Below are 18,932 nucleotides of genomic sequence, written 5' to 3'. Positions count from 1 at the left end.
GGCTGGCCGTGGGGAGACTGTTATCGCACCTCAACATTGGTTGAGGTCAACCCGCCTGCTCCTTCATCCACTCAACCCAGCCAATCCCTGCACGCCCCATCCACCTGATTGCCGCACGCCTGCTGCATCCGCTGCTGCAGCCGCGCCAGCGTCTGCGCGCCCTGGTGCTTGCCACTCCATGCCTTCAGCTGCCCGGCCAGGCGTTCGAAGCGCTGGCGGGTGCGCTGGTGGTAGCCCGACGGCTGTGCCTCCAGTTCGGCGATCAACGAGGCGGTCGCCTGCTCGATGCGCGGCGCATCGTCCGGCGCAAGCTTCAGCAGGCCTTCCACATACAGCACACCCCACTGCACGCGGGTCGCCGGGCCCTGTGCACCATCGTAGGCACGTTTGAGCCACTCCAGCGCACCGGCGGTGTCGCCGCGCTGCTCGGCCAGTTCGGCCAGCTCAGGCATGTAGTAGTACGGCTGCTCGCTGCGCTTCAGTTCGGCCAGCAGCAGCGACTCCGCGCCGGCGTCGTCGCCGACTTGGCGCAGTGCGTAGACCGCGCTGCTGATCGTGGCCTGGCGTGCATGCGCATCGGTGGCGGCGGCATCGGCGGCGGCCACGCGCTGCTTGACCCGATCAACCAGAGTGGCGGGCAGTGCGCCCTTGGGCTGTTGCTGGCGGGCCAGCGTCACTTCGGTCAGCGCACGCGACAACGCGTCGTCGGCGCGGTCGCCACGCTCGGCGTCTGCGCGCTCCAGTGCGACCAGCAGCTGCTGCCCCAGGGTGTTGCTGGTGGCCGGCCCGGTACTGGCCTGCTTGACCAGCTGTACGCCCGCATGGCCCAGCAGCTCGCGGTTGCGTCGTACCTCCGCGGGGTGCGCCAGCACAGCCTGCAGCAGCTCGCGCACTTCGGTGGGCGAGGCATCGGGCTTTTCGGCTGTCGCCAAGGCAAGCAGAGCGAAACGGCGCTGCAGGGCGGCCTCCGGTGCGGCCTTGGACAGCTGGCGCAGCACGTCCTGGCTGTTGCGTTCGCCGGCGAGGCGGTTGGCGTCGACTTCCCAACCGTAGTCGCCCAACACCTGCCAGTCTTCGGCGGCCAGTTGCTCCGGCGTCGTCAATGCGGTGGCCAGGGTGGCGGCAACGGCACTGCGGCGGCCTGCGGCCACGGTCAGTGCCCGGGTCAGTTCGGCGGCATCGTTGCCGCCGGCCACGCGGGTGATTTCGTTGCGCTGTGGGTCCAGCACGATCAGGGTCGGATAGCCGCGCACGCCGAAGCGCTCGCCCCAGGCCTGCGCACCTTCCTCGTCGCCATCCAGGTAGACGGGAACGAATTTGCTGGTCAGCGCGATGAAGGCCGGGTCCTTGAACAGACCCGCCTTGAGCTGGTTGCACGGTGGGCACCAGACCGCACCCCAGTACAGCAGCACCGGCTTGCCGCTGTCGGCGGCTTCGGCGAAGGCGTCGTCGACGTCGCCCTGGCGCCAGGCGATGGCGGACGCCGGTGCGGGGGCCTCGGCGGAGTTGGCGGTGGAAACCGGGGCCGGGGTGCAGGCGCTCAGCGCCGAAGCCAGCAGCAACACGGAAAGCGCGACGCGCATCGGCAGCATCTCGAAGGGCAGGGTGACAGGCCATTGTAGGAATGACCGCAGAGGCTGCTGATTCAGTTTGCTCATGAAGGGTGCGCTGCAGTGCATGACGTGCGCCGGCCGCACCCTCTGCCGATACACCACCCCATTGAACCCACCGGCTTGGCACGCACCTGCGGCAGGGCTCCACGCTAAGCTGGCAGCATGAGCGATTTCAATCCTGCCTACGCTGCGCTGTTTGCAGAACAGGGCCTGAGCCTGGGACTGATGACGCCGGTGGCGGCGCACGGGTTGGCCGATCCGCATGAGGCGCGGCGTATCGCCCGGTTGGCCGATGACCTCGGCTTTGCCGCGCTGTGGACGCGCGACGTGCCCTTGATGGTGCCGCAGGGACCGGAGGCGACGGCGAGCGCGCTGGATGATCCCTTCCTGTGGCTGGGCATGCTGGCCGCGGCGACAGAGCGCATCGTGGTTGGCAGTGCAGCCATCGTGCTGCCATTGCGCCAGCCGCTGCAGGTGGCGAAGTCGGCCTTGAGCCTGGACCGGATCAGCGGCGGGCGTTTCGTGCTGGGCCTGGGTTCGGGTGATCGCCCGGAGGAATTCGCCGCGTTCGGCGAGGATCTGGAGGGCAGGGCCGCGACGTTCCGTGAGCGCTGGTCGTTGCTGCGGGCGGCGCTGTCGCCGCAGGCACACGAGCGGGCCGCCGTGCTGCGGGTGACCGGAGGCTTCGACGTGCTGCCTGCGCCGGCCGCGCGCATTCCGATGCTGGTGGTGGGGACCGCCAGGCAGAGCCTGCAGTGGATCGCCCGGGAGTCTGAAGGCTGGGCCACCTATCACCGCGAGGAGGCTGCCCAGGAGGGACGCATCGGTCTGTGGCAGCAGGCGTTGGCGCAACAGGGCGCGGCGGGCAGACCGTTCGTGCAGTCGATGCTGCTGGACCTGCAGGCGGATCCGCAGGCACCCGCCGAGCCGTTGCCGCTTGGCCTGAAGGTCGGCCGCGATGGCCTGCGTGACTATCTGCTGCGCGTGCATGCGCAGGGCGTGGCGCATGTGATGTTCAATCTGGTCGACAACGGCCGGCCGGTGGAGGCCGTGCTGCGCGAGATCGGGGAGCGGGTGCTGCCGCATATCCCCCGGTAGCTGTGCTGCGCCCGCCGGGCATGGCCCGGCGCTACCGATGTGGGCGGGTGTGACCCGACGGTGTCCTGAATGTTCGCATCTGCGTATCATTCGCATCTTCTGTCCCTGCAGGAGCGCGATGTGACCCCGGGCAATCCCATGCACCCCGTCGGACGGCTGTTCGCCGTGGTTGCCTTCATCGAGGCCATCACCTGGGCCGGCCTGCTGGTGGGCATGTGGCTGAAGTACGGCCCGCAGGCCAACGTCGCCTTGGTCAAGCTGTTCGGGCCGCTGCATGGCGTGGCGTTCCTGGTGTACGTGGCCGTGACCCTGTTCTCCGCAGTGCGCCTGCGCTGGCCATGGTGGGCCAGCGCGCTGGCCCTGCTTGCTGCCATCCCCCCGCTGGTCACGCTGCCGCTGGAGTGGTGGTTCCGCCGTCGCGGCCTGCTGTCGCCGCGTGTGACGCGCTGACACGGCTGTTGCGGGTCCATTCAATTGAATGGGTATCAAATGCAAATACGAGCCGTTATCATTTAAGGATGGTGCCGCTGCGTGACGTGGCGGCATCGGGCGGAGCGTCGTGCTGGCGTTCTGCCGTCCTTCCCTGTCACGGCTGGTGTTCCATGCACGCACGTCCCGTCGTTCCCGGTTTGCCGGCCCTGGTGTTGGCGGCCCTGATCGGCACCATGGCCATGATGTCTTTCGTCGCCGTGATCGGCCCGGTGGTCCGGCTGCTGGGCCTGTCCGAATGGCACGCGGGCCTGTCGGTGACGGCCGCCGGCGTGCTGTGGATGCTGGCGGCTCGCCGCTGGGGCCAACTCAGCGACCGCATCGGTCGCAAGCGCGTGCTGCTGCTGGCGATGGGCGCGTACACCGGCGTCTACCTCGCGCTCGCCATGTTCATCGATGTGGCCCTGCAGGTCACGCCGCCGGTGGTTGTGTCGGTGCTGGTGCTGGTGGGCGCGCGCGGGCTGATCGGGCTGTTCTATGCCGCGGTGCCACCGACGGCCGCAGCCTTGATCGCCGACCAGGCGCCGGCCGGCCAGCGCACGCAGTTTCTCGCCCGTCTGGGCAGTGCCAATGCACTGGGGATGGTGCTGGGCCCGGCGGCAGCAGGCTGGCTGGCCTACACGCATCTTTCGCTGGCGCTGTATGTGGCCGCGCTGTTGCCGCTGCTGGCGCTGGCACTGCTGGCGTGGCGTCTGCCTTCGACAGCGCCGGCAGCGGCGGCATCGTCAGCACGACGGACGCCCCTGCGCCGTCTGGACCGGCGCCTTCGGCTGCCCCAACTGGCCGCGTTCCTAGGAATGGTGTCGGTGACCATCGCGCAGGTGACGGTCGGCTTCTTCGCGATCGATCGCCTCGGCCTGGCAGCGGCTGAAGGCGCGCGCATGGCCGGCATCGCACTGACCGCTGTGGGCGTCGGGCTGATCCTGGCGCAGGCACTGGTGATGAAGCTGGAGGTGCCACCGCGGCGCTGGATCGTGCTGGGTGCATTGATCGCCGGTATCGGCTTCGCCTCGGTAGCCGCCGTGCAGCAGTCCTGGCAGCTGCCGGCGGCTTATGCGCTGGCGGCATTCGGCATGGGCTTCGTGTTCCCGTCGTTCCAGGCGCTGGCCGCCGATGCGGTGCAGGCACACGAACAGGGTGCCGCCGCCGGAACGGTCGCTGCGGCACAGGGGCTGGGCATGGTGGTCGGGCCGATGCTCGGCACGCTGTTGTATCGGGGCGGGCCGAGCCTGCCGTATCTGCTGGTCGGTGTGCTGCTGCTGTTGCTGTGCGTGCTGGCGGCAACGCACCGGATGAAGGAGGCGACATGAACGATTCGCTCAGGGACGATGCATGGCAGGAGACGGCGCCGTTGCCGTTGCCGGCTGCGGATGACCCCACGCTGTTCCTGCTGCAGCATGCAGGGCAGCATGTGCATGCGCGTGGCTGTCGTGCGGCGCTTGCGTCCGGTCCGCTGGTGACGCTGGCCGGGCGCGTGGCTGCGTTCTTCGCGCAGCAGCGGGGCGGGCCGGGCCTGCTGGTCGGAGCGATTCCGTTCGAACCACGTGCCGACGATGCGCTGTACCAGCCCGAACGCGTGCTGCCTGCGTTGCCGGTGCAGCCGCAGGCTGCGCCTGCGCTGGAGGGTGTCGTGCAGGCCGAACCTTCGGCGGACGACTACGCCGCAGCGGTGGATAGGGCAGTGCAGGCCCTGCGTGATCCCCGACAGGACCTGCACAAGGTGGTACTGGCGCGCAGCCTGTTGGCACACACACGCCACGCCCTGACGCCCGATGTGCTGCTGGCGAGACTGGGAGCCGATCCGTCGGTGGCGACCTACGCGGTGCCACTGCCGGTGGAGCTGGGCCAGGCCCCGGCATGGCTGGTCGGGGCGACGCCCGAGCTGCTGCTGCGCAAGCGCGGCGCGCAGGTGCTGTCGCATCCGCTGGCCGGCTCAGCCCGGCGCAGTGCGGATCCGGTGCAGGACGAGCGTGCCGCGCAGACCCTGCTGGCGTCGGCCAAGGATCACGACGAGCACCGTCATGTGGTCGAGGCCATCGTTGATGGCCTCTCTCCCTATTGCAGCCATATCGATGCGCAGGCGCGGCCGGTGCTGCATGCCACGGCCACCATGTGGCACCTGGGAACCCGCATCCATGCCACGTTGAAGGATCCACGGGTGCCGGCCGCCGCCCTGCTGGCGCAGCTGCATCCCACGCCCGCCGTATGCGGCACGCCGCAGCAGGCGGCGCTGCAGCGCATCCGCGAACTGGAGCCGGTTCCACGCGGCTTCTACGCCGGTGCCGTGGGGTGGCTGGACGAGCAGGGCGACGGCGACTGGTACGTCGCCATCCGCTGCGCACGACTGCAGGGCACGCAGCTGCGCCTGTATGCGGGCGCCGGCATCGTCGCCGGGTCGCAGCCGCAGGCCGAAGTGGCCGAAACCGCAGCGAAGTTTGCTGCCCTGTTGAACGCGCTGGGCGTCAGTGAGCCCGCGCCCCCGACCGAGCCCCTCGCATGAGCCGATCTCCTTCCCGCCTGCCATTGCAGCAGGTATGGCCCGAAGACCGGGTCGCCCACTATCGCCGGATGGGGCATTGGCGCGGGGAGACCTTCCCGGCCTTCCTGCGCGAGCGCGCCGAACGCTACGCCGATGACATCGCGGTGGTGGCAGGTGATGTCCGACTGAGCTATGCGCAGCTGTGGCACGAGGCCGGGCGCATCGGCAGCGGCCTGCTGGCGCTGGGCCTGCAGCCCGGTGAACGGGTGCTGGTGCAGCTGGGCAACAGCGCTGGCTTCATCGCCACCGTCTGCGGCCTGTTCCGCGCCGGCCTGGTACCGGTGTACGCGTTGCCCGCGCACCGCATCACCGAGCTGGTGCACTTCGCCACGAAGGCCGAGGCCAGTGCCTTTGTCACCGCCGATGTGCACGAGGGTTTCGATCATCGCGGGCTGGCACGGGCACTGCAGGCGGAGGTGCAGGCCCTGCGCCACGTGGTGATCGACGGCGATGCGGAGGAGTTCGTCGGGCTGGCGAACCTGCAGGGCGACCGCAGCCAGCTGCCGGCCGACCCGGATCCGCAGTCGGTGGCGTTCCTGCAGCTGTCAGGTGGCAGCACCGGCCTGTCCAAGCTGATTCCGCGCACGCACGACGACTACATCTATTCGTTCCGTGCCAGCAACGCGATCTGCGGGATCGACCGCGACAGCGTGTATCTGGTCGCATTGCCGGCCGCGCATAATTTTCCGATGAGCTCGCCGGGCTTCTTCGGTGCGCTGTATGCCGGTGCCCGCGTGGTGCTCAGTCCGGGGCCGGGCCCGGATGTCGCGTTCCCGCTGATTGCACGCGAGAAGGTGACCTGCTGTGGGCTGGTGCCGCCGCTGGCCCTGCTGTGGGCGCAGGCAGCGGCATCGACGAAGCACGATCTGTCCAGCCTGCGGGTGCTGCAGGTGGGCGGCGCAAAACTGGTGCCGGAGGCCGCGCGGCGCGTCATCGATGGCCTGGGCTGCACGCTGCAGCAGGTGTTCGGCATGGCCGAAGGCCTGGTGAACTACACCCGCCTCGACGATCCCGAGGAACTGGTGGTGGCCTGCCAGGGACGTCCGATCAGCCCTGACGACGAAGTCCGTGTGGTCGACGACCACGACCAGCCGGTTGCCGAGGGCGAGATCGGACATCTGTTGACCCGCGGCCCGTACACCATCCGTGGGTACCACAACGATGCCGCGGCCAACGCGCGCTCGTTCACCGACGACGGCTTCTACCGCACCGGCGACCGCGTGCAGCAGCTGCCCGGGGGATATCTGGTGGTGCAGGGGCGTGCCGGGGACCACATCAACCGTGCCGGCGAGAAGATCTCCGCCGAGGAGATCGAAGACCATCTGCTGGCCCATCCGGGTGTGTTCGATGCGGCGGTGGTGTCCATTCCCGATGAGTACCTGGGCGAGCGCAGCTGTGCCTTCGTCATCCGCCAGGGCGAGCCGATCACGGCGCCGGCACTGAAGGCCTGGATGCGCAGGCGCGGGCTGGCGGCGTTCAAGGTGCCGGACCAGGTGGTGTTCGTGGACAGCTTCGATACAACGGCGGTCGGCAAGATCAGCCGCCGCGAACTGCGTGCGCAGCTGCGTGCGCGTCATCTGCAACAGACAGGAGGAACGCGCTGATGGCGCTGCCCCGCATTGCTTCATATTCCCTGCCGACCGCCAGCGAGTTACCACAGCCGCGCGGCCCCTGGCACCCGCAGCGCGAGCGGATCGCGTTGCTGGTGCACGACATGCAACGCTACTTCCTGGCAGCGTTCGACGCGGACAGCGAGCCGCTGCGCCCCGCCGTGGACAACGTCGCGCGCCTGCTGGCGCATTGCCGGGCGCAGGGAATTCCGGTGTTCTATACCGCCCAGCATGGCGATCAGGACCGGCGCGACCGCGGCCTGCAGGCCGACCTGTGGGGGCCCGGCATGCGCCGGAGTGAGGAACATGAGCCGATCATCACCGCGCTGGCCCCGCAGCCGGGCGAGCACGTACTGGTCAAGCATCGCTACAGCGCGTTCCAGCGCAGCAACCTGGAGACGCTGATGCGCGCGCGCGGGCGCGACCAGCTGCTGGTGACCGGTGTGTATGCGCATATCGGCTGCACCGCGACCGTGGTCGAAGCCTTCCAGCGTGATATCGAGGCATTCATCGCCGCTGATGCGGTCGCCGACTTCTCGCGCGCCGATCATGAGCAGGCGCTGCACTGGATCGCACGGACCTGTGGCGTACCGATGACCACCGGCCAGCTGCTGGAGACACTGTGATGGAGAGGACGGGCGATGTGCTTGACCTGGAACGGATGCGCGCGGACGTGGCGCGCGTGCTTGAATGCGAGCCGGCCGACATCGGCGATGACGACAACCTGATCGATCTCGACCTGGATTCGATGCGCATGCTCGGCCTCGTTCTTGCGTGGAGCAACACCGGCCTTCCGCTGGAGTTCTCGCAGCTGGCCGAGCACACCACGCTGCGCCAGTGGTGGCAGGTGGTGCAACGGCTGCAGGCCGCACAAGGCGCATGAACGGTGCAGCGCCAGCCTCACCGGTGACATTGACCGAGGCCCAGGCGGGGCTGTGGTATGCCCAGCGCCTGGCTCCCGACAACCCTGCATTCAACACGGCCCATGCCGTATGGATCGACGGCGCGCTGGACGTGGCGGCGTTCACGGCCGCCGCCAACCAGGCGGCGGCAGAGGCGCAGGGGCTCGCACTGCGATTCACGGAAGGCAGTGATGGCCAGCCGCTGCAATGGCATGAGCCGGCGCATGTACCGCTGCTGGCAGTCCATGATCTTTCCAGCGCTGCCGATCCGGTGGCCGACGCCAACGCCGCGATGCGGGCCGACCGGCTGAGCCCGGTCGATCCCACCCGCGACCGGATCAGCCAGCAGGTGCTCTACGCACTGGGAGGCCAGCGCTGGGTCTGGTACCTGCGCGTTCATCATCTCGCCGCTGATGGCTATGGCATGGCACTGTTCAGCGATCGTGTCTGCGCGCTGTACGCCGGGCGCGGCGGCGATGCGCTGCCGCCCCTGGCCGGTGTACTGGCCGACGATGCGGCATACCGCATCGATCCGCGTCGCGAGATGGCCGGTGCCTGGTGGCGCGACCACCTGCGGGACGCGCCGGCCGCCGCTGGTCTGGCCGGCGTCGCCGCCGCCAGTGATGACGCGCTGCGCTGGGTGCAGCCGCTGGATGCCGCCTTCCGTGAAGAGCTGCTGCAGGCATCGGTGCGCTGGCTGCAGCCGTGGCCGGATGTGCTGGCCGCACTTGCGGCCGAGTACCTGCGGCGGATGAGTGCGGCCGAGGAAGTGGTGTTGGGGGTGCCCTACATGGGGCGCCTGGGAAACGCGTCGGCGCGCGTGCCCGCGATGGTGATGAACGTGCTGCCGCTGCGCGTGGCCGCTGCCGAGGGCAGTGTCGAAAGCTACACCCGTGGCATCGGCCGGCAGTTGAGCCAGAGCCGCAGGCATGGCCGGTATCGCGGCGAACAGCTGCGGCGCGATCTGGGCCTGGTCGGTGCGCAGCAGCGCCTGCATGGCCCGCTGGTGAACATACAGCCGTTCTACAGGCCGCTGGCGCTGCCCGGCGTGCAGGCCACGCTGCAGGTGCTGTGCACCGGGCCGGTGGAGGATCTGGTGCTGGGCTTCCGCGGTGATGGCCAGGCGCTGCTGGATCTGGAGATCGAGGCGAACCCCGCCCTGTACAGCGACGCCGACGTGCAGGCGCATGCGCAACGGCTGCTGCATTTCGTGTCGGCGGCGCTGGATGCCGACGACATTGCCAGCGTGCCACTGGCCACCGCGGCAGAGGTCACGCAGGTGGTTCACCGCTTCAACGCGACCACCCATCCATTGCCTGAAACCACACTGGTGGAACTGTTGCAGCAGGGCATGGATCGCGACCCTCAGGCAACGGCGCTGGTCTGCGGCGACGCCACGCTTGAGCATGCCGCGCTGGAGGCACGCAGCTTCGCACTGGCGGCACAGCTGCGCGCGCTGGGGGTGGGGCCGGGCAGTGTGGTGGCGGTCGCGCTGCCGCGTTCGATGGAGCTGGTCATCGCCCTGGTGGCCGCGCTGCGTGCCGGCGCCGCCTATCTTCCGCTGGATCCTGCACATCCCGACGAGCGCCTGGCGCGCATCCTGCGCTCGGCGCGTCCGGCCTGCGTGCTGGCCGACAGCACGATGGCGCACCGGGCCGCAGGCGTGCCGGTGCTGCCGCCCGATCAATGGATGGCACAGGGGGCTGCCGCGCCCTGGCCGGACCCGGCGCCGGATGATGCGGCCTATGTGATCTACACCTCAGGCTCGACCGGCGAACCCAAGGGCGTGGTCATCGAGCATCGCGCCATCGTCAACCGCCTGCTGTGGATGCGCGAGCACTACGGCTTCGGCGCAGACGACCGTGTGCTGCAGAAGACGCCCGCCACGTTCGACGTGTCGGTCTGGGAGTTCTTCCTGCCGCTGCTGTGCGGTGCAACGCTGGTTCTCGCCGGTCCGGATGCGCATCGTGATCCCACCGAGCTGGGCCGGCTGATCCGCGCGCAGGGCATCACCACCGCCCACTTCGTCCCGTCGATGCTGGACGCCTTCCTCGCGGCGCCCGCCTCGCAGGGCCTGCAGCTGCGTCGGGTGTTCACCAGCGGCGAAGCGCTCGATGCCTCGCTGCGCGACCGCTTCCATGCCCGCATCGACGCGCAGCTGCACAACCTGTATGGGCCTACCGAAGCCGCGGTGGACGTCAGTTACTGGCCGGCCCCGGCAGGCGATCGCTCACGCCCGGTCCCGATCGGCTTCCCGGTCTGGAACACCCGCCTGTATGTGCTCGATGCACGCATGCGGCCCCTGCCGGTGGGCGTGCCGGGCGAGCTCTACCTGGGCGGCGTGCAGCTTGCACGGGGCTACCTGGGCCGCGACGATCTCACCGCTGGACGTTTCCTGGCCGATCCCTTCCTGGCGGGCGAGCGCATCTACCGCACGGGGGACGTTGCACGTTGGCGCAGCGACGGAGCGGTCGAGTATCTGGGCCGCAGCGACCATCAGGTGAAGCTGCGCGGTCTGCGCATCGAGCTGGGGGAGATCGAGGCGGCGCTGCGGGAACTGCCCGGCATGGAGCGCGTGGAAGTGCTGCTGCGCCACGACCTTCCCGGTGACCCACGGCTGGTCGCCTATGTGCCGGTGGCAATGGCCGACGCCGCTGCCCTGCGCGCGCACCTGGCGGCGCGCGTGCCGGACTACATGGTGCCGTCGGCGTTTGTCGGGGTCGATCACTGGCCGGTGACCACCAACGGAAAGCTGGATCGCAGCGCGCTTCCGAAACCTCCGCAGGTCGGGATGACCGGTGTCGCACCGCGCACGCCACTGGAACATGCGCTGGCCGCCTTGTTCGCACAGGCACTGGGTCTTGAGCAGGCCGTTGCGGTGGATGCGGACTTCTTCAGCCTTGGGGGCGACTCGCTTTCGGCCGTGCACCTGCTGCTGGCCATCGAGCAGCGCTGGCGCTGCGAGCTGGGCCTCGGCGTTCTGTTCGCGGAGCCGACGGTGGCGGCGCTGGCCCGGCGTATCGCCGAACCCCCGATGCTGGCCGATCATGCCTTGGGCCCGGTCATCGCGTTGGCCACGACCGATGGGACTGAACCCCCGCCGCTGTTCGTGCTGCACCCGGCAGGCGGCATCGCCTGGAATTACCGCGCGCTGGCGCGTGCGCTGCAACCGGCGCGGGCCGTGTACGGGCTGCAGTCGCCGGCGCTGGACGCCGCGCAGCCGCTGCCGGCCAGCATCGAGGCGATGGCCAACGAGTACGTGCAGCGTGTAGTGACCTTGCAGCCGCGCGGGCCGGTGCACCTGCTTGGCTGGTCGGTGGGGGGGATCATCGCCCAGGCGATGGCCGTGCGCCTGCACGAGATCGGTCGCGAGGTCGGCGAGCTGGTGCTGCTCGACGCCTATCCCAGTGAATGCTGGCGGGCCGAGCCGGAGCCGGATCCGATCGCTGCGCTGCGGGCGTTGCTGGCCATCGCCGGCCACGATCCGGACGCACACCCGGAACTGGACAGCCGCGAGCGCATCCTGGCCTTCCTGCGTCGAGGTGGCAGTGCGCTGGGCAGCCTGCCCGACGTAGTGCTGGACGGCGTGGTGCGCGCGGTCACCGGAACCAACCGCCTGATCCGCGAGCACCACCACCGGCCATTCGACGGCACCCTGGTGCATGTGCGCGCAGGGCGAGACCACCAGGCACGACCGCAGCTGCAGTCGGCGCTGTGGAAGGCGCACGCGCGCACGGTGCAGGCGCTGGAACTGCCGTTCCTGCATGCCGAACTGACCGGCCGTGATGCGGTGGCGCAACTCGCGCCATGGCTGTCGGCGCGACTGCGGCATCGGGATGAACAACAGGAGATCGCAACATGCAGTTGACCGGTTTTGAGGGTCGCGTGGCGCTGGTGACCGGCGCAGCCGGGGGGATCGGCACCGCGCTGGTGAAGCTGCTGGTCGCCGCCGGCTGCCAGGTGGTGGCCACCGACCGCGAGTCGCCCGCGATCGTGGGCGAGCGCGTCCATGCCTGTGCGCTGGATGTCAGCGACAGCGCAGCGGTCGATGCGCTCATCGACCAGGTAGAGGCGAAGATCGGACCGATCGCCCTGGCGGCCAGTGTGGCCGGCGTGCTGAAGGTCGGCGCGGTGACGGATACCTGTGATGCCGATTGGCGCCGTGTTTTCTCGGTCAACGCTGACGGTGTGTTCCATCTCGGCCGCGCACTGGCGCGGGTGATGTCACCGCGCAGACAGGGCGCCATCGTCACCGTCAGCTCGAACGCCGCAGGCGTGCCGCGTCACGGCATGGCGGCCTACGCTGCCTCGAAGGCGGCAGCGACCATGTTCACCCGTTGCCTGGGCCTGGAGCTGGCGCCACTGGGCATCCGCTGCAACATCGTCGCACCCGGTTCGACGCTGACCGCCATGCAGACCGGCATGTGGGAAGACGCGTACGGTGCCGAGCGGGTGATTGCCGGCAACCTCGACACCTACAAGGCCGGCATTCCCCTGCGCAAGCTGGCTACGCCGGAGGACGTTGCCCAGTCGGTGATGTTCCTGCTGTCCGAGCAGGCCGGGCATGTGGCGATGAGTGACCTGTACGTCGACGGCGGCGCCACGCTGCGCGGCTGACCCCCTGATGCAGGGCCGGGCCTCAACCGGGGTTGCGGGGCTTGCGCGCGCGCTTCGGTTTCGCCGCATCACCGCCGCTGGCCGCACCGTCCTGCAGCGCCTGCAACCACGACAGGGTATCGACGTAATCGATGAAGTGGCGCAGATAGCCGGGGCTGGCGGCCTGCATCGAATCGAGCATGCGCTGCACCAGTACCGCGGAGTTCAGCGGGCCGCCGTCGGCGGGGGCCTCGGTGCGCAGCGAACGGCGCACCTGCAGTTCACTGCGCAGCTCCGACCACTCGTGCTGCACCTGCTGCAGCATCGGCACCTGCGGGTAGTCCGCCAGCGAGCGCGACCCCGCATCGAGATCGCGCACCAGTGCACGCAGCCCCTCCAGCGCTGGCAGCTTACCTGCCATCCGGTGCCCTGGGCCTGGGAATCGGCGCGATCTCCACGCGGCGGTTGCGCGCGCGGCCATCCTCGCTGGCATTGGAGCTGACCGGCTGCTCGCTGCCGAAGGCGGCGGCGAATACCGCATCGGCCGGTACGCCATCGGCGATCAGGGTACGGGTCACCGTCAGCGAACGCTGCGCGGACAGTTCCCAGTTGTCGGCGAAACGACGGTTGCCTTCGCGCACCGGCGCATCATCGGTGAAGCCGCTGACCATCAGGATCTCTTCGCGGCTGCCCAGGTAGGCAGCCAGCGGTGCGGCCAGGCTGCGCAGCAGCTCCTGGCCCTCCGGCTGCAGCTGGTCTGAATTGAGGGCGAACAGCACATTGCCGCTGATGCCGATGCGGCCATCGACCAGCGTCACCCGGCCCGCCGCCAGCGGGCCGGCCAGTGCCTGCTCCAGCGTCTGCAGGCGCTTGGCTTCGGCCTGGCGCTGCCTGACTTCATCCTCCAGCCGCTGCGAGAGTTCCAGCTGGACCGCTACCACGCCGACCAGGATCAGCACGAACGCGCCGAGCAGTACCGACATCAGGTCGCCGAATGCCGCCCAGATCGGCGCGTGCGAACCGCCGTCGACCTCCAGCTCGTCGCTCATGCGGTGCCGGCCTTGCCGCGGCGCGCGGCCAACTGTTGCAGCTCCTCCATCACCTGTTTCTGCGACAGCAGGCTCAGGTCGACCACCTCACGCGCCTGCGCCACGTAATAGGCCAACTGCTCGTCGCTGCGGGCCAGCGAGGCATCCAGCGCGCCACCGATCTGTTCCAGCCGGCCCGACAGCTCGGCCGATGCGGCGCCGAACTGGGCCACGGCGTCGCCGAAGGCGCCGGCGAGGTGGCCGACTTCAGTGGCGCTGCCATCGAGCAGTGCAGCGATGCCGTCGAGCTTGCCGGTTTCGGCCGCGATGTGGTCGGTGAAGCGGTTGCCGACGCGCTCCAGCAGTTCCGCCGAGCCGCCCACCAGTGCATCGACCGCGCTGCGTTGTTCATGCGAGGCATGGTTGATCGCATCCAGCAGGGTCTGCACCGTCGCCAGCAGGCGGCCGCGCTCCTCCAGCATCGCGTTGTCGCGCACCAGACTCTCGGAGAGCGTGCTGCGCAGCTCGTTGATGACGTCGGCAGCGGCCTTCGGTGCGGCGGCAGCCGTCTGCAGCAGGGTCGAGACTTCCGCGAGCGTGGCGCTGGCCTGGGCACGGCCGTTCTCGCCGATCTGCTGCGCGGTCTCCGCCAGCGTGTCGCAGATCTGCTGCTGCTGCGCAGCCAGGCGTTCTCCATTGGCGTGCAGGCGTTCGGCCAGATCGTTCGACAGGGTGTGCAGCGCGTCGCTCCAGCGTTGCAGGCGCTGTTCGTCACCGGCCTGCAGTTGTGCCTGCAGCGCGGCGTGGGCCTGTTGCAGATGGGTGCTGGCGGCCTCCCAGCGCGCCTGGCGCTGCTGCTCGTGGTCCTGCAGCAGCGACTGGCTGGCTGCATGACGTTCTTCAAGCGCGTGAAGCAGCGACTGGGCCCGTTCGTCCAGATGCTGACTGACCGCCTCCAGTGCCTGCTGCTGGCGCTCGACCAGCGTGGTGTTGAGCGCATGCTGCTGGTCGGCCGCAGTGCGCCACGCGTCGGTCTGGCGGTCGGCATCCGCCTGCAGCCGTTCGCCGATGCGTGCCACCACTGCTTCGCCGTGTGCACCCTGGGCATCGCTGAAGGCCTGCAGATGCTGGCGAAGGTCGGTCACCAGCGCCTGCTGTGCCTGGGCCTGTTCGGCCATCACCCGCGTCCAGCTGGCTTCAGTCGATACGCGGCTGCGCTCGAAGCCGTCCGCCAGCCCGGCCAGCTGCTGCTGCACCGCCTGTTCAACGCGCGCATGCAGGGCCTGGCCGTGGCTGGCCAGGCCAGCCAGCGTGGTTTCCGCCATCGGCTGCAGGGCACCGCCGATGGCCGCTGCGCTGGCTTCGGCGCCTTCGCGCAGCGATTGCTGGAGGGAGGCCGCCAGGCGCTCCTGCAGCGCCTGGCTCTGGCTGAGGAACTCGGCCTGGCCGGCCAGCAGCCGTTCGTTGGCCGCCAGGCTGTGCTGCTCGAAGGCACCGGTCATCGCCTGCAGGCGGTCGACCAGGGCCGGCAGCGCTGCGGACTGCGCCTGCAGCAGTCGCAGGGATTCGGCGCGTTGCCACGCCTGCGAATACGGGTGCAGCGGGCCGGAGATGGCACGGTCGAGCTGCTGCACGGCCTGCAGGCGATCCCGGCGCAACAGCGCCGAAAGCAGCCCCAGCATGGCCGAACTGGCGACACCGGCAATCGACGTACCGAAGGCGACGGCCAGGCCCTGTACCGGGGATGCCAGCGAGCCGCGGATGGCGGCCATGTCGGTGGCGCTCTGCAGGGCGAGGCCAGTGCCGCGCAGGGTGTCCATCATGCCCAGCAGGGTGCCGAGCATGCCCAGCAGCACCAGCAGGCCGACCAGGTACGGTGTCAGGACCGGGCCGGGCAGGGCGGTGCGCTCACCTTCCACGCGCAGGCGCACGGCATTGCGCAGGCTTGCCGGCACGCGCTCCAGCCAGGGTGCCAGGCGCTCCTCGGCGGCGGACAGATCGCCCAGGGCATCGCGCAGGCCCGCGCTGGCCTGGCGATAGCGGTACAGCTCCACACCACCGGCGATGTAGCAGGCGGCAATGACCGCCGCGACCGCTGCACCCAACGGGTGCACCGAAACGTAGCCGATGCCGATCCAGCACACGGCCAGCAGGCCGACAAGGAAGACAACGACAGGGAAAGCAGTTCTGGACATGGTGTTCCGGGTCAGTGGGAGCGCAGGGCTGCCAGCAGCCCCTCGATCGGGTGGAAGCGCAGCTGCAGCTCGGCAAGCAGCAGCGAGCGCATGTCATGGCGGAATGCGGTGCGCCAGCCAGGCTGGCCATGCACGCGGTCGAAGCGGGTGCCCAGCACTGCCGGGGCGATGGCCAGCAGGCTGTGCTCGCGCGGGCTGAGGGTCTGCTCCATCACGGCGTCGATCTCGGCCAGCCGCGCCAAATCGGGCGAGGCCCGCAGCAACTGGTCACGGAGGCGTCCGCGCAGGCGTCCGGTCGCGGTCTGGATGGCCTGCTGCAGCACCCGGTAGCGCTGCCGCAACGAGGCAAAGGTGGGTGTGGCGGCCGCCTCGGCCAGATCGAGCAGGCGCTCGGCTTCGGCGTCGTCACGAATCGACGCCAGCAGGCTGGCATGGGCCTGCTCGCAGTCGGCCAGCAGGTCGTCCATCGCCTCGCCCGCGTCCGCCGCTGCAGGCACGCGTCCGCCCAGTGCCGTCGACAGCGCGACAGCACGGCTCCAGTCCACCCACTGACCGAGGCGATCGGTCAGGACGGGACTGGTGGCCGGCATCGCGCCGTCGCTGAGACGGGCGAGCAGGCGAAGGAAATCCGGTCCACCCAGGACCGTCTGCGCTGCGTTCGCCATCAAGGGGTGAGGGGCCAAAAACCGTTGATTTTACAGCCAGATGAGCCTGGCTGGATGAAGGGCGGGACGGGTGGGCGGGCCCGCAGGCGCCACAAGGCTTAGAATGACCGGCTGCACTCACCACGTTCGACCTCTGGAGCACCCATGACTGTTGCGCAGTTCTACCCGATCGGCACCCCCGGACAGCCCTGGGGCGATCCGGAACGCGCGCAGTGGCGGGCCCGCCAGCAACGCCAGCGCAGCTACCATGACGATGTGGTGGCGGCGCTGGAACGCCTGGACGAGCGTTTCGACGTGATCCAGTACGGGCAGCTCGATTACGCGCCGGACCACTATCCCCTGTTCGCCGTGGTCAACCACGACTGGAACCCGGCACTGCCGACGGCGCTGGTTACCGGCGGCGTGCATGGATATGAGACCAGCGGCGTACACGGTGCCCTGCAGTTCCTGGAGCAGCAGGCCGAGCGCTACCTGGGGCGTCTGAACCTGATCGTGGCCCCCTGCGTGAGTCCGTGGGGCTATGAGCGCATCCAGCGCTGGAACCCCGCTGCCCTGGACCCGAACCGCAGCTTCCGCGACGGCGGCCTGATCGAGGAAGCCGCCTCGCTGATGCGCTGGGTGGCCGGGCGCAAGGCCGACATCCGGGTGCACCTGGACCTGCACGAAACCACCGACAGCGACCTGCACGAGTTCGACCCGGCCCGGTGCGCCCGTGATGGCAAGCCCTTCGAGCGGGACACCATTCCCGATGGCTTCTACGTGATCGGCAACAGCGAAGACCCGCAACCGGCATTCCAGCGGGCGCTGATCGCTGCCGTGGCGCCGATCACCCATATCGCCCCGGCCGATGCCGAAGGCAACCTGGTCGGCCTGCCGTTGCAGTCACCGGGCGTGGTATGGGGTGAATCGCGCTCGATCGGGGCCTGCGCCGGATTCACCGATGCGCGTTTTGCCACCACCACGGAGGTCTACCCGGACAGTCCGCGTACCCACCCGCAGGAGTGCAACGACGCGCAGGTCGCGGCGGTCTGTGCGGGCCTGGATTTCGCCCTGGCGCACTGATCCGGATCGGGACCGCGACCGACCGGGATGACGCTGCTACGCGGCCATTACTCGGCGAAACTGGCGGTGTCCTTGCCTTGCCGCTTGGCGTGGTAGAGGGCTCGGTCGGCCAGTGCCAGCCAGTCCTCGACACTGCCGTGTCGCGGGCTCGCAGCGACTCCCATGCTGACACTGAAATCGCTCGCCGGTCCTGTCCGGCGTGCGTTCTCGTGCAGGCGTTGCCGGATGCGTGCCGCCATCTGCATGGCGTCTGACGCGGCGCAGTCGCGCAGCAGCACGACGAACTCATCCCCCCCGAGCCGTGCAGCTGTATCGGCCGGGCTGGCGAATTCGCGCAGTGTCGTGGCGATATGCCGCAGGACCTGATCGCCGGCGCGATGCCCCTGCGAGTCGTTGATGCGCTTGAAGTCATCCACATCCAGCATCAACAGGCACGCCATGCCACCGTGGCGCTGGGATTTGTCCAGCGCCTGCTGGGCACGGTGGATCAGGAAGCCCCGGTTGGCCAGCTCCACCAGCGGATCCATCCGGCTCAGCCGCCGCAGCTGCCGGTTCTGTGATTTGACCCGGCGCGCGAGTTGCCAGCTCAGGATGCTGAGGCCGATGCCGTACACGAACAGGAACGGCATGCTCAGCATGATGCTGCGTTGCGAGGTGGTCGGCTGGTAGGGGAAGCCCAGCGCGAACCAGACGAGTCCAAAACCCAGCACCAGCGCCAGTGTCGCCCGCAGCGCCAGCCGCACTCCCCCTGCTGCGATCTTGTCGGCCACCAGCAGGGCGGTGAACAGTGCGCTGGGCACGATGCTGAGGGCGATGAACGCGATCCACGCGCCGCCAAGGAAGGAATCGAGCACCATGCAGCGGAACTGGGTGGCGGCCGGCTCGGGGGAACGCCGGGTGAGGACCAGAGCGATCGTCGGCCATGCCAGCGCGTTGAGCAGCAGCAGCGTCCATGGCCACACGCCATCCTGGCGTTCGAGCAGGATGGAGGCCAGGGGGAGGGCCGCCAGGCTGCTGCCGACGAACCGCATCCAACCGATGCGCCGCGCCGCGCCGATACCCTCGACGGCCACCTCGGTCGAATCAGTGAAGTAGGGCATTGCCGATCCCCCCAAGATCGCACGACCAACGGCGC

At 69.3% G+C, this 18,932-nt stretch carries 16 protein-coding genes; 10 read left to right on the top strand and 6 right to left on the bottom strand.

What is annotated here, in order from left to right; all coding sequences use genetic code 11:
• Nucleotides 1–71 precede the first annotated feature (71 nt).
• The gene (locus AC06FB_RS01645) at nt 72–1,592 is read right to left on the bottom strand and encodes a thioredoxin family protein (protein WP_478053322.1); all 1,521 of its coding nucleotides are present in this window, start codon (nt 1,590–1,592) and stop codon (nt 72–74) included.
• 183 nt (nt 1,593–1,775) lie between these two features.
• Between AC06FB_RS01645 and AC06FB_RS01640 the strand changes: the two genes are divergently transcribed.
• From AC06FB_RS01640 to AC06FB_RS01600, 9 genes are all read left to right on the top strand, one after another.
• Complete coding sequence (locus tag AC06FB_RS01640; protein ID WP_461289327.1) at nt 1,776–2,711, top strand: TIGR03571 family LLM class oxidoreductase; 936 nt, start codon at nt 1,776–1,778, stop codon at nt 2,709–2,711.
• Between the two features lie 138 nt (nt 2,712–2,849).
• Nucleotides 2,850–3,161: a DUF3817 domain-containing protein gene (locus AC06FB_RS01635; RefSeq protein ID WP_197600074.1), complete on the top strand. Its 312-nt coding sequence runs from the start codon at nt 2,850–2,852 to the stop codon at nt 3,159–3,161.
• Nucleotides 3,162–3,313: 152 nt separating this feature from the next.
• A complete protein-coding gene (locus AC06FB_RS01630; protein WP_478053301.1) occupies nt 3,314–4,510 on the top strand; it encodes an MFS transporter in 1,197 nt (398 codons plus the stop codon).
• On the top strand, nt 4,507–5,700 hold the full coding sequence (locus AC06FB_RS01625; RefSeq protein ID WP_478053300.1) for an isochorismate synthase: 1,194 nt from the start codon (nt 4,507–4,509) through the stop codon (nt 5,698–5,700). Before AC06FB_RS01630 ends, AC06FB_RS01625 begins: the two co-directional genes overlap by 4 nt.
• The gene (locus AC06FB_RS01620; protein ID WP_478053299.1) at nt 5,697–7,343 is read left to right on the top strand and encodes a (2,3-dihydroxybenzoyl)adenylate synthase; all 1,647 of its coding nucleotides are present in this window, start codon (nt 5,697–5,699) and stop codon (nt 7,341–7,343) included. The genes AC06FB_RS01625 and AC06FB_RS01620 overlap by 4 nt, the downstream gene beginning before the upstream one ends.
• Nucleotides 7,343–7,975: an isochorismatase family protein gene (locus tag AC06FB_RS01615; RefSeq protein WP_053517796.1), complete on the top strand. Its 633-nt coding sequence runs from the start codon at nt 7,343–7,345 to the stop codon at nt 7,973–7,975. The genes AC06FB_RS01620 and AC06FB_RS01615 overlap by 1 nt, the downstream gene beginning before the upstream one ends.
• Nucleotides 7,975–8,232, top strand: a complete 258-nt coding sequence (locus AC06FB_RS01610) for a phosphopantetheine-binding protein (protein WP_478053298.1) — start codon at nt 7,975–7,977, stop codon at nt 8,230–8,232. The genes AC06FB_RS01615 and AC06FB_RS01610 overlap by 1 nt, the downstream gene beginning before the upstream one ends.
• Complete coding sequence (locus AC06FB_RS01605) at nt 8,229–12,119, top strand: amino acid adenylation domain-containing protein (RefSeq protein WP_478053297.1); 3,891 nt, start codon at nt 8,229–8,231, stop codon at nt 12,117–12,119. Before AC06FB_RS01610 ends, AC06FB_RS01605 begins: the two co-directional genes overlap by 4 nt.
• Nucleotides 12,110–12,868, top strand: coding sequence for a 2,3-dihydro-2,3-dihydroxybenzoate dehydrogenase (locus AC06FB_RS01600; RefSeq protein ID WP_346480200.1), 759 nt, complete (start codon nt 12,110–12,112; stop codon nt 12,866–12,868). Before AC06FB_RS01605 ends, AC06FB_RS01600 begins: the two co-directional genes overlap by 10 nt.
• A 22-nt stretch (nt 12,869–12,890) precedes the next feature.
• On the opposite strand, the gene AC06FB_RS01595 is transcribed toward AC06FB_RS01600, so the two are convergent.
• Genes AC06FB_RS01595 through AC06FB_RS01580 form a run of 4 tightly spaced genes read right to left on the bottom strand, consistent with a single transcriptional unit; the run spans nt 12,891 to nt 16,735 of the window.
• On the bottom strand, nt 12,891–13,268 hold the full coding sequence (locus AC06FB_RS01595) for a DUF2894 domain-containing protein (protein ID WP_263174524.1): 378 nt from the start codon (nt 13,266–13,268) through the stop codon (nt 12,891–12,893).
• Complete coding sequence (locus AC06FB_RS01590; protein ID WP_263174521.1) at nt 13,258–13,896, bottom strand: OmpA family protein; 639 nt, start codon at nt 13,894–13,896, stop codon at nt 13,258–13,260. Before AC06FB_RS01590 ends, AC06FB_RS01595 begins: the two co-directional genes overlap by 11 nt.
• The gene (locus tag AC06FB_RS01585; protein WP_053517789.1) at nt 13,893–16,070 is read right to left on the bottom strand and encodes a DUF802 domain-containing protein; all 2,178 of its coding nucleotides are present in this window, start codon (nt 16,068–16,070) and stop codon (nt 13,893–13,895) included. The genes AC06FB_RS01590 and AC06FB_RS01585 overlap by 4 nt, the downstream gene beginning before the upstream one ends.
• An 11-nt stretch (nt 16,071–16,081) precedes the next feature.
• Nucleotides 16,082–16,735, bottom strand: coding sequence for a DUF3348 family protein (locus AC06FB_RS01580; protein WP_065175212.1), 654 nt, complete (start codon nt 16,733–16,735; stop codon nt 16,082–16,084).
• A gap of 144 nt (nt 16,736–16,879) precedes the next feature.
• On the opposite strand from AC06FB_RS01580, the gene AC06FB_RS01575 reads away from it, so the two are divergent.
• Entirely contained in the window at nt 16,880–17,797 is a 918-nt protein-coding gene (locus AC06FB_RS01575; protein WP_065176143.1) for a M14 family metallopeptidase, read from the top strand.
• Between the two features lie 47 nt (nt 17,798–17,844).
• Here the strand turns inward: AC06FB_RS01575 and AC06FB_RS01570 are convergent, their stop codons facing one another.
• Nucleotides 17,845–18,897 carry a sensor domain-containing diguanylate cyclase gene (locus tag AC06FB_RS01570; RefSeq protein ID WP_128988296.1) on the bottom strand — a complete coding sequence of 351 codons (1,053 nt, stop codon included), beginning with the start codon at nt 18,895–18,897 and terminating at the stop codon, nt 17,845–17,847.
• Nucleotides 18,898–18,932: the final 35 nt, after the last annotated feature.

It is taken from the genome of Stenotrophomonas sp. Steno-C15 (genome assembly GCF_056393265.1).
This window is presented reverse-complemented; position numbering and strand designations above follow the sequence as displayed.

Excerpts from the sequence above, each read along its gene's own strand:
- AC06FB_RS01620 (WP_478053299.1), top strand. The coding sequence starts at position 5,697 with ATGAGCCGATCTCCTTCCCGCCTGCCATTGCAGCAGGTATGGCCCGAA.
- AC06FB_RS01615 (WP_053517796.1), top strand. The coding sequence starts at position 7,343 with ATGGCGCTGCCCCGCATTGCTTCATATTCCCTGCCGACCGCCAGCGAG.
- AC06FB_RS01640 (WP_461289327.1), top strand. The coding sequence starts at position 1,776 with ATGAGCGATTTCAATCCTGCCTACGCTGCGCTGTTTGCAGAACAGGGC.
- AC06FB_RS01575 (WP_065176143.1), top strand. The coding sequence starts at position 16,880 with ATGACTGTTGCGCAGTTCTACCCGATCGGCACCCCCGGACAGCCCTGG.
- AC06FB_RS01580 (WP_065175212.1), bottom strand. The coding sequence starts at position 16,735 with ATGGCGAACGCAGCGCAGACGGTCCTGGGTGGACCGGATTTCCTTCGC.
- AC06FB_RS01570 (WP_128988296.1), bottom strand. The coding sequence starts at position 18,897 with ATGCCCTACTTCACTGATTCGACCGAGGTGGCCGTCGAGGGTATCGGC.
- AC06FB_RS01605 (WP_478053297.1), top strand. The coding sequence starts at position 8,229 with ATGAACGGTGCAGCGCCAGCCTCACCGGTGACATTGACCGAGGCCCAG.
- AC06FB_RS01600 (WP_346480200.1), top strand. The coding sequence starts at position 12,110 with ATGCAGTTGACCGGTTTTGAGGGTCGCGTGGCGCTGGTGACCGGCGCA.
- AC06FB_RS01585 (WP_053517789.1), bottom strand. The coding sequence starts at position 16,070 with ATGTCCAGAACTGCTTTCCCTGTCGTTGTCTTCCTTGTCGGCCTGCTG.
- AC06FB_RS01635 (WP_197600074.1), top strand. The coding sequence starts at position 2,850 with ATGCACCCCGTCGGACGGCTGTTCGCCGTGGTTGCCTTCATCGAGGCC.
- AC06FB_RS01630 (WP_478053301.1), top strand. The coding sequence starts at position 3,314 with ATGCACGCACGTCCCGTCGTTCCCGGTTTGCCGGCCCTGGTGTTGGCG.
- AC06FB_RS01610 (WP_478053298.1), top strand. The coding sequence starts at position 7,975 with ATGGAGAGGACGGGCGATGTGCTTGACCTGGAACGGATGCGCGCGGAC.
- AC06FB_RS01645 (WP_478053322.1), bottom strand. The coding sequence starts at position 1,592 with ATGCTGCCGATGCGCGTCGCGCTTTCCGTGTTGCTGCTGGCTTCGGCG.
- AC06FB_RS01590 (WP_263174521.1), bottom strand. The coding sequence starts at position 13,896 with ATGAGCGACGAGCTGGAGGTCGACGGCGGTTCGCACGCGCCGATCTGG.
- AC06FB_RS01625 (WP_478053300.1), top strand. The coding sequence starts at position 4,507 with ATGAACGATTCGCTCAGGGACGATGCATGGCAGGAGACGGCGCCGTTG.
- AC06FB_RS01595 (WP_263174524.1), bottom strand. The coding sequence starts at position 13,268 with ATGGCAGGTAAGCTGCCAGCGCTGGAGGGGCTGCGTGCACTGGTGCGC.